Source organism: Brevibacillus sp. M2.1A, from assembly GCF_013284355.2.
Lineage (GTDB): Bacteria > Bacillota > Bacilli > Brevibacillales > Brevibacillaceae > Brevibacillus.
Map to the genome: position 1 here is coordinate 4,297,441 of NZ_JABSUY020000001.1, position 13,046 is coordinate 4,310,486.

Below are 13,046 nucleotides of genomic sequence, written 5' to 3' on the forward strand. Positions count from 1 at the left end.
GTTCGCTTTGCCTTACGCCCTTGACCCTGTTGGCTTCGAAAAAGATGTCCTAATTAGGGGGATGAAACCTTTTCATATATCGGTTGATTGAGTTTACACAAAAATCTTGACAGACCCCCTTGGGTTCTATATGCGTTAGCTCGTTCATGCGCTTCGTCTTGAGCCTTTTCTCGTTTTGCTTTGTCTTTGATTTTTTCTGCCTCTCTATATTTTTCTTTTTCTTTTTGTATTTTTTCATTCAATTCTTTAATACGATCTATACTTGTCTCTCTACTTAACATACCGCCTTTTTCTCGTGCATCTTTAGCAACTGCTTTTGCTTTTTCCTTTCCATCTTTATCACCTATTCGGTTAGCGGCTTCCCAATCTACCTTTGCTTTTAGTATACGATCATTTTGATACGTTACATTATTCATATACTTATCAATCGCTTGTTTTTCCTTATATGTAAAGTCACGATAAGTTTTTTTATTACTTTGAGTTATATATTCATTAATTTTTTTACCTGACTCTTTAACTCGGCCTTTCTCTCTCTCAACAAACTCGGCTACTCCTGGTGATACTCCAATCTTTGAATCTGCAAGCGAAAGTACATACCCGGTACCTAATGAAGCCATTAATGCAATAGTTTTATCTTTCTGTGGTGTTAGTTTCATATAAGCTGGTGATACTGCGATTGCATTCACCAATGCCGATGAACCTAGTTTAGAGATTATAGCGCCTGTAACAGCCTCTGTAAAAGATTGCGAAATCGATTTATTACTCCCAAACTTGGTATCACCTTTAGAGAGATTAGCTGCGGCATCGTAATAAACATCTGCAGTTGACGTACCTACTGCAACGATTTTCCCCGCTGTTCCTGGAAGAGTTGAATCACTAATAATGCTGCTTAACATTTTTTCAGCTGCATTATTTGTAAGTGTTGAAAGCGAAGCACTAACTGAGGCTTCACTACTTGCCTCACCCCATGTCATTTCCGTTTTAGCAGGAATTGGTGGACCGTGCTTTACTCCTGTGTTATTTGATGTTTGAGCTTGTTTAGGCACCGTAGCTGCTAAATTTCTTGCCGCTTCGCTAATGTCAACTCTATCTACACTAGCTTTTTGCACGGATGATTTCGATAAGTTTGTATTGCTTTGTTGAGCGCGACTAGAAGTCGATTTTTTTGCTTCTGCTTGGGCTTTTGCCTCTAAAGCTTGACGGCGTTTTAATCTTGCATCTCTTCTGTCCTCATTACGTTCGCTTCGAGATAACCCCATAAATACTCCTCCAAACACTTACAATTTAGCTTCAATATATTACTATCAACCTTATATCTTGATAAAGTTTAATGTTTCGACACTTTTCCGCTTTTTTGACAATACGTTTCCTAGTATTACTATTTATTTGACATTTACTCACTCGCACGATTTGACAAAACATGTAAAATGGTATTTCAAATTACGAAAACTATGTGACAGATATACTATTTTCGTGAATTTTTCATCTTGTTTTTTAGTAAAGAGACCAGATATGCTATCGTTACTCAAGCAGATAATAGTTGAATACCCGTCTCCTTAAAAGAGACGGGTTAGTTAAATTCTAAGGCTAGAAAATATAAAGGGATTTTCTTTAACTATTTTGTCAATTAGAGAGTCTCTTACTGTAGCGTCCACGACTAGATGAACATTGTGTTCAACATTCATAATTTATTTAGCATCAAAAAAGTAATCCACGATCCAATGCTCGGTAACGAATCGCTTCAGCTACATGTGCTACCTCTACGTTGGAAGCTCCATCTAAATCAGCGATAGTTCTTGCTACTTTGACTATCCTGTCGTAAGCTCGGGCACTTAAACCGAGAGTCTCGAAAGCTAACTGCAGCATCTCCTGTCCTTCCTTATCTAAGTGGGCAAATTGACGGAGCTCTTCACCATTCATCACACTATTAAAAGGACATCCCGGACGATAGTGGTATCTTTCACATTGGACAGCCCTCGCTTGTTCTACTCGCTGCTGAATGTCTTTTGAGGACTCCTCTGCTGTTCTGTTGTGAAGAAGTTGAACGGGTACTCTCGGCACCTCGATGTGCAGATCGATGCGGTCTAGCAAGGGACCTGAGAGCTTTGAGCGGTATTTGTAGATTTGCTGGGGGGAGCATGAGCAGGTTTGCTTCTCTCGAGTACCGAAGAATCCACAAGGACAAGGATTGCACGAACCGATTAACAGAAACCGAGCAGGAAAGGTAAAAACCTGCTTAGATCGTCCAATCGTGACAACCCCTGATTCAAGCGGCTGACGCAGTACCTCTAATACATGCCGAGAAAACTCTGGCATCTCATCCAGAAAGAGAATCCCACCGTGAGACAAGCTACACTCTCCGGGACGCGGGATTTGCGCACCGCCGCCAATTAGGGCAGTAGCTGTAATCGTATGGTGCGGGGAACGAAAAGGTCTCTCCTCGACAAGCCCACTCTCCCGCTTTAATTGACCAGCAATACTGTATATTTTCGTCACTTCGTATGATTCATGAATAGTCATGTTCGGCATGATACCAGGTAGGCAAGTGGCTAAAAGAGTTTTCCCTGAACCTGGGGGCCCCACCAATATCACATTATGAAACCCAGCTGCTGCAATCTCCAAGCCACGTTTTACAAATTGCTGTCCGTAAACATTGGCAAAGTCCGGAGGCAGCTGGTTTGCCGTTGTCTTGCCTATCTCTGATTCGAGAAAAATCAAGTTTGAGTTTTTACTATGAAGTCCTTTTTTCCAATAGTTCACGGCCTCTTCCAGATTACTCGCAGCCAATACGGTAATGTCGACGAGCCGTGCTTCAGCTGCATTTTGTTTGGGGAGAATCACGTGAGTAAATCCTGCATTTTTAGCTTCTAGCAGGATGGGGAGTACACCCGTTACAGGGCGAAGAGAACCATCTAATGCCAACTCTCCTAGAACAAGGATTCTCTCTGGTCTAGGGAGCATTTGCTTCGAGGCTAGTAAAATTCCAAAGGCAATAGCAAGGTCAAAGCCTGAACCTTCCTTGCGCTGGTCTGCTGGTGCCAGGTTGACGGTGATCCGCTGCATTGGGTAGTCGTAGCCTGCGTTGCGCAAGGCGGCACGAACACGATCTCTCGCTTCTTTTACTGCTGAACCGCCCAGTCCGACCAAATCGAATTGAGGCAAACCATTTGCTATGTCTGTTTCTACAGTGACGACCATTCCGTCTATGCCGAGCACCGTGCCTGAATAACTGCATGCGTACATGTTCTCACCCCCTCTGGTTATAGGGTAGGAAAAGATAGAGGGGGTGGGCAAGTAAATTGGAGCTTTTGCCTAAACGTTTATGTCGAGAGCAATTCTTTAATGGCTTCTTTGTAAAGCAACAACCGCTCATGGTCTTTTGGTTTTGGATCTGGAATACGGCTCAAGTCACAATTATCTTCCAGATCTGCCAATTTAACACGCCTTGCTATCGGGTTGCGTTTTGCTCTTTTGACAAATTCCATATAAGTTTCTTCTTCATCTCTGGTAACAGCTAATACAGCCTCAACAATCTCATTTGAAAACCCCGCTTGAAATAAATCTTCTTTCGTTACCTCTGTGTCTTCCAGTACATCATGGAGGACGGCAACGATCATCGATTCCTTGCTTGGCATCTTCATCATTATCCTTAATGGATGAAGTATGTAAGGATTTCCTCCTTTATCAAGTTGTCCAGTATGTGCATTGGTTGCAATTACAATCGCTTTTTCTAACGTACTCATCAACACTTCCCCTTTTCTAATGAACTACCGATTTTATTGAACATTTATTAAAAAGCCCAATAGACACTCATCACTTAATAACTTAGTTCCACCAGCTCCCCACACCTTTCTGGAAAACTTTCACTCCAGCAGTTATACTTCAATTAAACAGCTAAGGAGTTGGTTCTATTTGAATTTCACAGTTGATCCCCATCAAATTTCCATCCACTACGAACATGCTGAACCTGTTCAGATCGACTGGGACGAAGTATACAGTGTTTCTTACTACAAAATCGATTGCATTGAGTATGAAATGGGTTATCTCGTTTTTGACTTGGTATTCGGCGAGTTCATCGAGATTAATGATAGTGATAAAAATTGGGAAAAAATCGTAAATGACCTCGAAAAATACTTACCTTCGCAAGCAAGCGATTGGAGGCATTCATTATGTAGTTGGTCGATCGACGACGGTATTCTTTATCTTTATGAAAAAGCGTAAAATCGAAGGTGAACTGGATTGAAAATTTTTGAACGCATTTCCTTTTACAGCGACCTGGACCTTATCACTTTATCCAACGATTTAGAACGGGTATGATTGCTGAAACCCTTTGAATACGATGGGGAAAACGATAACTTATGATCAAGACCACATATTGACTACGAACAAGACAAATACAATACGGTTTTTGTTATCTCCGTCCTGATTCCAAAATATCTAGCCGTCTTACCATGGATACTCCATCGTGACAACTACGCACTCACGCTCATTCACCCTTTACCTCACTGCTTTCTCTTCAATTCATTCAGGAGTTCAATGATCCGTTGGTTTTGATCCACTTGCGTTACGATGTTCTGGTTCAGCCTCCGAATCGCGTCGTAGATTGCAAAAAGTCCTGTCAACAGTAGAAAAGCAAACAACAAAATCCATACCACTTTCACCTCCTTACTATGCTCATTGGTACAAAAAAGACCCGCGTTCGACTGCGAGTCTTTCCCATGCTGTGTGCTTCCTCTCGAGCAAGTCGAGCTACTTCTGATAGACAGAGATATACTCTTTTTGCACATGATCTGCTAACCAAACGAGCTCATTTCCATGGTAAAACTTCACACCATCTTGCCAAGCTTGCCTCGCATCGATTCGTAAAAGTACGGGATGATCGTCTCGTCTTTTCCCAACCTGCTGTGCTGTTTGGACGTCTTCAGACAGATGCACATACTGTCTTCCTTTGGGAACAAGTCCGCTTGCCAAAATAGAATCAAGGAATCTTTGCGGCGTGCCGTGAAAAAGAAATGCAGGCGGTTCTTTTTCTTCCTTTTGGACCTTTTGCGGCACTGAATGTCCATAGAGTGCGCGAATTTTACCTTGATTGATCTCATGGCGCTTTTTTTCTGATAACGCAATCATCGTATGTAGATCTTCTTCGGTAACCGCTCGCCACTTGCGCTGTTCATGAAGGGCCATAAGCAATTGCTTGATAGGTACCCATCCTTGTTCGTCTAATTCAAGTTCATATTCATGGGGGGCATGACGAAGCGCATAGGACAGTTCTTTACTCAATCTTTGATAATCCATACACTCATCTCCCATTACAGGTCATAGCCACTTCTTTACACAAAAAAGTAACCAAGACTCACGATTGAAGCAATAAATAGGTGAACGATGAAATTTCCTGTTAGTCGAATCCAGAGCTGTTGGCTTTTCATCGTCCAAAATCCATAAAGGAGAGCAACGATCAAGTAAGCCAGAACATAAACGAGAAACACCAGACTGTTCTCCTTTTTAGGCCATTTCTTTTTTTATGTTCGCAATTAGCTTGTCAGCGTTGTTTTCATCGTTATCAAACATAACCAGATCCTGCAAGGCAATCCCTTCCACGGATTGAATTGCTGTGGACATCGAATCGGCCAGTTGCTGCATATCAGCTTTGTCTGCTATTTCAACATCTAGAACCAGTACAAGTTTTTTCTTCATGGTGAAAATCCTCGCTTTACGATAAGTATGGATAGTGCGATCGAGCCATATCATCCCCATTATACAAAATAATCCGGCATACATCGACCATGTCGAATAACAGCTTATTCCGGAATCTCTAAATATGCGGAAGCACTCGACTTGTTACTCTGATTCGCTCCCCAGTTTCAGTACCTGCTGATCTAACTTCATATTCATTGATCCCGTGAAAAATCTTTTCTGCCGTCAAGCTCCATTTATTTCTGCTACAAATAAACAATAGCTTCATTCTTCCTCCTCATCGAAATCTTCAAACTGCCATTCCTCTGGTACCGGAAAATAAGCGTCATACTCATTCCTAGCATCCACACTCATTTCCTCTAGCCACGGCCAATAATGCATGACATAGTCCTCACCAAATCCCATCCGCCAAAACAAACTATATGGATGCTCTTCTGGAAACTCAATCCATGGCGGCAAATAGAAATGCGGTTGATACCCATCTAAGCTTTCACGTACTTCCATCCACAATTTTCCGAGTAAGTTTGGATCGTTACTCGAACGATCGATTAAGGCTGCATCCCCGGTAGAGAGCAGAATTTCACGAATGACAGGATACTGTTCCACTTTTGCTTGTAATGCCTTGCGCATGATTTCTTTTTCTAGGGCAGTCCCTAAAACTTTTTTGGCTTGCAGATAGTGTGCCAAGGTTGTCCATATTTCCCCTTCCAACTCTATTGGATGACAGGAGAAGTTGGAGAAGCAGCCGTAAGGTTTGTCTGGCTGGTCAAAATGAATTTCGAGAGGTTGCTGTATATGTTTTCGGATATGATCCTGCATGAAAATTTGTACCTCCCTATATATCGTAACGTTTCCATCATGACTAACTGATAATCCACGCCTTCTGTAAATAATTCCGAAATATCTCATCCAGCTTGTCAGTTGGGTCCTCCAAATCATTTGTATATTGGCTCGCCAGTGCAGTCAGACGCCCTATTTGTTCCTCAATAAAACGGTGAAGCTCTTCGATTCTTGGCTCCAAATTCAACTCATTCCCAGCCATTTTTCTTTGGAGCAGCTCAGAAATTTTACTTTTTAGTATAGAATCTGTTACTAGCTCTCCAACTAGCTGATCAAATCCAATGGGAGGATTCGTATGATACGTTTCGATCCAGATGCATGCGAGGATCGGGCGTAACACATAAAAGTATTTTTTGGTTTTGACTTGCTCACCTTGCAGATAGTCCCGAAAATTCCCTTTGGCCATACTGAGGTAATGATGCAAGGAAGCCTTTGGCGAGAATACTTCCCCTTGCAACCTTAGCAGCTCATTCCGAAAGCCAAGTGTATCGAGATAAACAATGTCTGATACAAGCCATTCTTGTAGGGGCGGATTCGATTTTCGAAATAGCTTGAGTGCTTTTCGAATATCCCAGCCGTTTATATCTAATAGGTCGTTGATCGGTACTTCCACAACATCCCGTTTGTCGTCAATGGACAAATACCATTCCGGCTTCTTCACATAGACAAAACGTACATCATAATCGCTATCTTTGGACGGAAATCCCCATGCCCGGCTTCCTGATTCAACAGCGAACAATATTTTCAACTCGTGCGCTTGCTCGATTTCTTTTAACTTTTCCAAGATGATCTCTCTCAAGATTCATTCCTCCTCCTACAACAAATAACAAGGTACCCCTTCTCTGGGAAAAAAACTCGCTGAACCAATAACGATTCAGCGAGTTTCTTGTCAACTATTATTTTACCGTTACTTCGATTTCCACTTCATAGCCTTTGTATTCAGCAGTAATAGTGGCCTTACCTTTCTTTTTACCTTTTACCGAACCGCTGCTGGATACTGATGCTACGGACGACTTGGAGGACTTCCATTTTGCTTTAGAGCTGCTGATGTCATCGCCATCATAGGTGAGCTTGATTTTTTCGGAGTCACCCTTTTTAATGGTAATGCTTGTGTCATCTGCTTCCAGCTTGCCTGAGCTTTTGCTGTCTACTTTTACTTCAATTTCTACTTTTTCGCCTTTATACGTAGCTGTAATGGTTGCTGTACCTTTACCTTTTGCTGTAATCGTACCACTGCTGGTAACGGTTGCTACAGAAGATTTAGAGGTTTTCCATGATGCTTTTGAATTGCTAATTGTGTCGCCATCATATCTCAGTTTTACAGTTTCTCTCTCGCCTTTTTTCAAGGTGATGCTCGTATCGTCTGCTTCCAGGCTTCCTGAGGAGGAGCCATCAACAGTCACTTCAATTTCTACTTTTTCGCCTTTGTATTGAGCAGTAATGGTCGCTGTACCTTTACCTGTTGCTGTAATCGTACCAGAGCTGCTTACTGTTGCAACTGAGGATCGGGATGTGGACCAAGATGCATTCGAGTTGCTAATGGTGGAACCATCATATTTCAATGTTAATGTTTCTCTTTCCCCTTTTTTCAAGGAGATAGTGCTGTCGTTTACTTCCAGTTTACCAGAGTTGTTGTAATCGACCTTTACACGAATTTCAACCTTATCGCCTTTATATGATGCTGTAATAGTAGCTGTTCCTTGGCCTTTTGCCGTAACGACACCATCGTCAACTGTTGCCACGCTGGAGTTGGATGTTTTCCAGGTTGCTTTTGATCCAGACAATTTTTCATCATCATATCTTAGCTGAATCGTGTCTCTGTCGCCTTTTTTCAGGGAGATGCTGGTTTCATCTGCTTCCAGTTTACCGGAACTGTCAGTATCTACATAAACATCAACTTCTACTTCGTAGCCTTTGTATTTTGCAGTGATCGTTGCTGTACCTTTGCCTTTTGCCGTAACGACACCATCATCATTTACAGTTGCTACAGAGGACTTCGAAGTTTTCCAGGTTGCTTTTGATCCAGAAAGTTTATCGTCGTCATACGTCAACTTAATTGTTTCTTTATCGCCTTTTTCCATTTTCAGTTTGGTAACATCTGCTTCTAGCTTACCGTCTGAATTTCCGCCGCCTTCAACATCAACGCGGATTTCTACCTCTTGGTCTTTGTAACTAGCAGTAATGACTGTGCTTCCTTCGCCTACACCTTTAATTTCACCATCGTCAACAGTTGCGACATATTTATCTGCGGTTTTCCAAGTTGCTCTTGATCCAGGGAGACTGCTGCCCGCAAATTTCAAACTAACGTTTGTTTTTTTACCTTTTTTAACAGAAACCTCTGTTTTCGTAGCTTCGAGAGTCTGTGCTCTGTCAACAGTCACTCTAACGGTAGCGCGATAACCGTTGTATCTAGCAGTAACAACAGTCGTTCCTACTTTCTTACCATAAACAACCCCATTGCTGACAGAAGCGATGCTGGAGCTGCCAATTTCCCAATCAACCAATGCGTTATCGATAGGGCTGCCATTATAAGTAAGGCGAATGGTTTCTGTATCCCCAATCGTAACATTCACTGAGCCTACGTTTGCTTTCAGGCCTGTAGTGCTTGCTACCATACTATAAGCTTCAATAGGTTGTGGTGTCGTGACTTGAGCAGAAGCAATGCCTGCAACTGAAAACTGAACAGTACAAATAGTTGCTACCGCTAAGGAGACGTTTTTCATTAAACTGTTCTTAATCTTTTTCATGTTTTTTACCTCCAAATTATTTCCTATACTTCTATTGACGAATGAGATGGAAAAATGTCACACCAAATTGGATATTTTTTTGAAAAACATTTGTTTTTCTTTTAAATAATTGTTGGTATCCCGGGATTCAAAAGCAACAGTGATACTAGTGATGGGCTTGTCCGTGCGAATCAATCCGTTTCATCAAAAAAAATGCTTCCCAGCTTTTGAGCCGGAAAGCGGATATTGATGCTTGGAGGAGTTTCATCGCGTCGAGTACAGTACATAGTACGCTGGCTCTGCGACTGATGCTGTAGACGTATCCCCAATATATCCGTGGTCAAGAGCCCGTTTTTCCTAGAAAGCACTCTCATAATGCTCAATGACTGGGTTCGTGAAGTCTCCACCTTGCTTTGATGTACCGGTGTAAATCGCAATGACATCAAAACGAAAGGCCGGGATTGGCTGTGAGGCTTTTTGCAAGTATTCGATGGCAAGCTCACGCAGCTTCTGTTTCTTCTTCCACGTAATGGACTCGCCCGCTGTTCCAAAAAATTGGCTGCTTCTCGTTCGAACCTCAATGAAAACCAAGCAATTACCGTCTCGAGCAATCAAATCCATTTCCCCACGTTTTGTTCGAACATTTCGATCAACAATGAGGAAACCCTTGTTCACTAAATATCCTTCAGCAAGCTGTTCTCCTCTTTGACCAAGAAGACGGCGGCGATCGCTCATGATTTGGTTCCTCCGCCTTTATCGATGCGATAGACAAAAGCAAGGATTTCTGCCACAACTTGATACAGCTCCGGGGGTATTTGTTGATCCAAATCCAGCTTGCCCAAAACCTCTACAAGTGATGGATCCTCCTGAACCGGTATATCATGCTCCTTCGCTGTCTTCAGGATATTATCAGCCACGTACCCCTTGCCTTTTGCCACAACCTTTGGCGCTTCCATGGTACCCGCCTGATATTTTAGTGCAACTGCCTGTTTTCGTTTTTGCTCTGATGAGGATGGCGGCTTCATACGCGAAGGTCCACCCCTTTATAGTCAGCCAGGATGGGGCCTTTGGTTTGGATCGGACTTGTCGACTTCCCGCGATCGGCCGGGACTGGCTGCACACGCATAGCCGATAGATGGTAACCAACATCCTGTAATTGGTCAGCAAAACGATCCTTGGACCCTTGAATGAGTGCTTCCACCCATGGCGTATCGTTAAATATTTGCAAGTTAACGATTCGATTCACGATACTTACATCAATCATGGTTGTCCCCATACTTTGGAGTTCCAAATGAAAGAAAAGACGGCAGTTCTCCGGATCAAGCTGTCCAGAGCCTTTCTTTTTCGATTCAATTTGGACGAAAGCGGTCTCATCCCCCTCATCTTTGCGAATCGGAATTTGCATAACGATTTGAGACAAAGCCTGGTTAGAGGGTTGTACCATCATCAACTGTTGTCCGGTCACTTGTTGCAGCAGTTGATCTGCTGCTTCACGCAAGGCGGTTGGGATTGCCTGAGCTGGCGCTTGACTGATTTGCAGCAAGAGGGATTTGACTGTATCCATCTGCTTTAATGAATGCGAATCGTTTGCCCCTTGTGAAAATGCCTGTCCCATCAATTCTCTCTCGTGGGTTACGCCTAAATGACGAAACAATTCAGCAATCGGGTTAGCAGCTGTGGCGCCATTCACTGCACCAGATGCTTGCGACACCATTTGTGGCATGACTTTTTGCCCCGCGTCGTTCACTACTGCCCTTTGCTCCGCCATCTGCTTGTTTTGGACCGGCTCCTGATTCATCTGTATTGACTGAGGAGTAGGCAATGGCTCGTTTCGAGCAATCTTTGAATCGATGCTTGGACTACTGGTCTGGTTAGACATCAATTGATTACTCTTTCCGGTCATAGCGTTTTGCAACGAGTCTACCTGTTTACCGGCGGTGTTTGGTGCAGGTACTGTCCCTGTAGCAGTAGAAGCATTAGGCGAAACAGGTTGTGATGGCGTTGGCGTGTTACTGGAAACCACCGTTGATGGTTGGGGAGATGTCTGCATTTGCGATGAAGGCTGACCGCTCTGCGCAGGCAGGGGCTGTGTCTGGTTTCCTCCAGTCGCATTCTGCGAAGCACCTTGATTGGGCTGATTTCCTTGTGGCATTTGTTTGACCGCCAGTCCCTCGTCTGCACCATCGTTGCCCGCGATAAGTATAGAGAGTCCCGTCAACTTATCTTTTAACTGACTAACAAGCTGTTTGACATCTCCCGTTGCCGCATTAGCTTGTCCGGGGACTTGCTGTGATTGGCTTTGAGGAACTTGACCCGTCATCTGCGAAGGCTGGCCCTCTCCTTCTAAAAAGAGCGAGGCTTGCTGCAGCAGGTTCTGAATGAGTTGACCCATTGGCTTGTCCGATAAAAAAGCTTTGAGCCCTGCGATTGTATCGGGAGACAGTGGCAAATTTCGTTTCATGGCAGTCATGAATGCCTCAATAGTGGCATTGTCTACACCTAATCGCTGCGCAACAGCTGAAAAAGCTTGTATTGTCTCCTTATTCACAGGCAGATTGGCACCAAGCAGCGCTTGCACGATCGCTTTGTTCTCTTTTGTATCGGCAATCCCCAGTGAGCGCATTAGCCCTTCTAGAGATGCTTCTTTGCCTGCTCCTTCCCCGACGCTTTCCAAAACCTTCAGCGTGACGACACCTGTTGATGGCTGGACTTGCAGCCAAGCTTTTTGGCCCGGTTCCAAACTTGCTTCCATTTTAGCCTGAACCTGCATTCCCCCGACTTGTACGAGCGCCATATTGTCCGGGTAATGCTTGATTACCGTGCCTTTAAACACTTGTCCGGGAGTAAGCTCAACCGGCTTCGGAGCGGATATGGGTGCTTTTTGCACGAATGATTGAATAAGTTGCGACGGGGAAAACATGCAGATCCTCCTCCTGTGGGCGGTATGTTACTAGCCCTTTTTATGCGTGTTCTTTTACACCAGTAAATGTCTTGCGATGAATCGGCGTAGGTCCAAATCGAGCGATTGCTGCCAGATGCTCAGGAGTGCCGTAGCCTGCGTGCTTGTCAAAGCCATAGGCTGGATATTGTTCGGCATACTGGGCCATCAATCGATCACGGGTGACCTTCGCTACAATCGATGCGGCCGCAATCGAGACACTCTTGGCATCTCCACCGATAATCGGAACCTGCTCGCAATCCATTCCGGTTAGCTGCACGGCGTCAATCAGTAATGCATCTGGAGATTTCCCTGCCTGCTGGATTGCCAGCTTCATCGCCTCTTTTGTAGCAGCTAATATATTGATCGCATCGATTCTTGCCGCATCGACAATTCCGATACCCACAGCAAGTGCATCTCTTTGAATGATTTCGCAAAAAGCCTCGCGAGTGGATACAGGTATCTTCTTCGAGTCATTCAGGCCTGGCAAGTAAAAATCCTTGGGCAGGCACACGGCACACGCGACAACTGGTCCAGCCAATGGTCCTCGTCCGACCTCATCTACCCCGAATATGTATTGATGGCCTTTATCAAACATCGCTTTTTCATAGACGGTCATGTCAGCCCACATCTGCGCGAGCTTTTCTTGCCGTGCAAGCGCTGCTTCTGCCTGCTTCGCCAGAGCCTGTACACCCGCTCTTTTGTCTTCTTTCAGCAATTGTAAAAAATCTTTGGGTACCTCGTCCAACTTTTCCATCGTCACTCGTATTTCTTTTATCGACATATCCGCTAGATTCATTGACTCATTTCTCCTTATCGATCCTCATAGTAAAAAACCTGCCTACCGC

General features: G+C 43.9%; 15 protein-coding genes and 1 pseudogene. 1 reads left to right on the top strand and 15 read right to left on the bottom strand.

Annotated elements, in window-relative coordinates:
* Positions 1 to 53: 53 nt before the first annotated feature.
* From HP567_RS20555 to HP567_RS20565, 3 genes are all read right to left on the bottom strand, one after another.
* On the bottom strand, positions 54 to 1,259 hold the full coding sequence (locus HP567_RS20555; RefSeq protein ID WP_173608034.1) for a hypothetical protein: 1,206 nt from the start codon (positions 1,257 to 1,259) through the stop codon (positions 54 to 56).
* Positions 1,260 to 1,698: 439 nt separating this feature from the next.
* Positions 1,699 to 3,243: a YifB family Mg chelatase-like AAA ATPase gene (locus HP567_RS20560; protein WP_173608035.1), complete on the bottom strand. Its 1,545-nt coding sequence runs from the start codon at positions 3,241 to 3,243 to the stop codon at positions 1,699 to 1,701.
* Positions 3,244 to 3,320: 77 nt separating this feature from the next.
* The gene (locus HP567_RS20565) at positions 3,321 to 3,743 is read right to left on the bottom strand and encodes an HD domain-containing protein (protein ID WP_173608036.1); all 423 of its coding nucleotides are present in this window, start codon (positions 3,741 to 3,743) and stop codon (positions 3,321 to 3,323) included.
* A gap of 169 nt (positions 3,744 to 3,912) precedes the next feature.
* Here HP567_RS20565 and HP567_RS20570 point away from each other — a divergent pair, with 169 nt between their 5' ends.
* Positions 3,913 to 4,221, top strand: coding sequence for a hypothetical protein (locus HP567_RS20570; protein WP_173608037.1), 309 nt, complete (start codon positions 3,913 to 3,915; stop codon positions 4,219 to 4,221).
* A gap of 281 nt (positions 4,222 to 4,502) precedes the next feature.
* Here the strand turns inward: HP567_RS20570 and HP567_RS20575 are convergent, their stop codons facing one another.
* The 12 genes and pseudogenes from HP567_RS20575 to HP567_RS20630 form a co-directional block, all read right to left on the bottom strand.
* Positions 4,503 to 4,655: a hypothetical protein gene (locus HP567_RS20575; protein ID WP_173607640.1), complete on the bottom strand. Its 153-nt coding sequence runs from the start codon at positions 4,653 to 4,655 to the stop codon at positions 4,503 to 4,505.
* A gap of 94 nt (positions 4,656 to 4,749) precedes the next feature.
* Entirely contained in the window at positions 4,750 to 5,295 is a 546-nt protein-coding gene (locus tag HP567_RS20580) for an RNA 2'-phosphotransferase (protein WP_173608038.1), read from the bottom strand.
* A gap of 35 nt (positions 5,296 to 5,330) precedes the next feature.
* Positions 5,331 to 5,486: a hypothetical protein gene (locus HP567_RS20585; RefSeq protein ID WP_173608039.1), complete on the bottom strand. Its 156-nt coding sequence runs from the start codon at positions 5,484 to 5,486 to the stop codon at positions 5,331 to 5,333.
* Between the two features lie 16 nt (positions 5,487 to 5,502).
* Positions 5,503 to 5,694, bottom strand: coding sequence for a hypothetical protein (locus HP567_RS20590; RefSeq protein WP_173608040.1), 192 nt, complete (start codon positions 5,692 to 5,694; stop codon positions 5,503 to 5,505).
* Between the two features lie 130 nt (positions 5,695 to 5,824).
* Positions 5,825 to 5,962, bottom strand: a pseudogene (locus tag HP567_RS20595) (protein tyrosine phosphatase); the annotation flags it as partial.
* Positions 5,959 to 6,513, bottom strand: coding sequence for an NADAR family protein (locus HP567_RS20600; RefSeq protein WP_173608041.1), 555 nt, complete (start codon positions 6,511 to 6,513; stop codon positions 5,959 to 5,961). The gene HP567_RS20600 and the pseudogene HP567_RS20595, both read right to left, overlap by 4 nt.
* A 43-nt stretch (positions 6,514 to 6,556) precedes the next feature.
* Complete coding sequence (locus HP567_RS20605; RefSeq protein ID WP_173608042.1) at positions 6,557 to 7,333, bottom strand: nucleotidyltransferase domain-containing protein; 777 nt, start codon at positions 7,331 to 7,333, stop codon at positions 6,557 to 6,559.
* Positions 7,334 to 7,430: 97 nt separating this feature from the next.
* On the bottom strand, positions 7,431 to 9,281 hold the full coding sequence (locus HP567_RS20610) for an Ig-like domain-containing protein (RefSeq protein WP_173608043.1): 1,851 nt from the start codon (positions 9,279 to 9,281) through the stop codon (positions 7,431 to 7,433).
* Between the two features lie 336 nt (positions 9,282 to 9,617).
* Positions 9,618 to 9,995 carry a YraN family protein gene (locus HP567_RS20615; protein ID WP_173608044.1) on the bottom strand — a complete coding sequence of 126 codons (378 nt, stop codon included), beginning with the start codon at positions 9,993 to 9,995 and terminating at the stop codon, positions 9,618 to 9,620.
* Entirely contained in the window at positions 9,992 to 10,285 is a 294-nt protein-coding gene (locus tag HP567_RS20620) for an EscU/YscU/HrcU family type III secretion system export apparatus switch protein (RefSeq protein WP_173608045.1), read from the bottom strand. The genes HP567_RS20615 and HP567_RS20620 overlap by 4 nt, the downstream gene beginning before the upstream one ends.
* Positions 10,282 to 12,180 carry a hypothetical protein gene (locus HP567_RS20625; RefSeq protein WP_173608046.1) on the bottom strand — a complete coding sequence of 633 codons (1,899 nt, stop codon included), beginning with the start codon at positions 12,178 to 12,180 and terminating at the stop codon, positions 10,282 to 10,284. Before HP567_RS20625 ends, HP567_RS20620 begins: the two co-directional genes overlap by 4 nt.
* Before the next feature lie 40 nt (positions 12,181 to 12,220).
* Positions 12,221 to 12,997, bottom strand: a complete 777-nt coding sequence (locus tag HP567_RS20630; protein ID WP_173608047.1) for a ribonuclease HII — start codon at positions 12,995 to 12,997, stop codon at positions 12,221 to 12,223.
* Between the last annotated feature and the right edge of the window lie 49 nt (positions 12,998 to 13,046).

Excerpts from the sequence above, each read along its gene's own strand:
- HP567_RS20555 (WP_173608034.1), bottom strand. The coding sequence starts at position 1,259 with ATGGGGTTATCTCGAAGCGAACGTAATGAGGACAGAAGAGATGCAAGA.
- HP567_RS20560 (WP_173608035.1), bottom strand. The coding sequence starts at position 3,243 with ATGTACGCATGCAGTTATTCAGGCACGGTGCTCGGCATAGACGGAATG.
- HP567_RS20565 (WP_173608036.1), bottom strand. The coding sequence starts at position 3,743 with ATGAGTACGTTAGAAAAAGCGATTGTAATTGCAACCAATGCACATACT.
- HP567_RS20580 (WP_173608038.1), bottom strand. The coding sequence starts at position 5,295 with ATGGATTATCAAAGATTGAGTAAAGAACTGTCCTATGCGCTTCGTCAT.
- HP567_RS20590 (WP_173608040.1), bottom strand. The coding sequence starts at position 5,694 with ATGAAGAAAAAACTTGTACTGGTTCTAGATGTTGAAATAGCAGACAAA.
- HP567_RS20600 (WP_173608041.1), bottom strand. The coding sequence starts at position 6,513 with ATGCAGGATCATATCCGAAAACATATACAGCAACCTCTCGAAATTCAT.
- HP567_RS20610 (WP_173608043.1), bottom strand. The coding sequence starts at position 9,281 with ATGAAAAAGATTAAGAACAGTTTAATGAAAAACGTCTCCTTAGCGGTA.
- HP567_RS20615 (WP_173608044.1), bottom strand. The coding sequence starts at position 9,995 with ATGAGCGATCGCCGCCGTCTTCTTGGTCAAAGAGGAGAACAGCTTGCT.
- HP567_RS20620 (WP_173608045.1), bottom strand. The coding sequence starts at position 10,285 with ATGAAGCCGCCATCCTCATCAGAGCAAAAACGAAAACAGGCAGTTGCA.
- HP567_RS20625 (WP_173608046.1), bottom strand. The coding sequence starts at position 12,180 with ATGTTTTCCCCGTCGCAACTTATTCAATCATTCGTGCAAAAAGCACCC.
- HP567_RS20630 (WP_173608047.1), bottom strand. The coding sequence starts at position 12,997 with ATGAATCTAGCGGATATGTCGATAAAAGAAATACGAGTGACGATGGAA.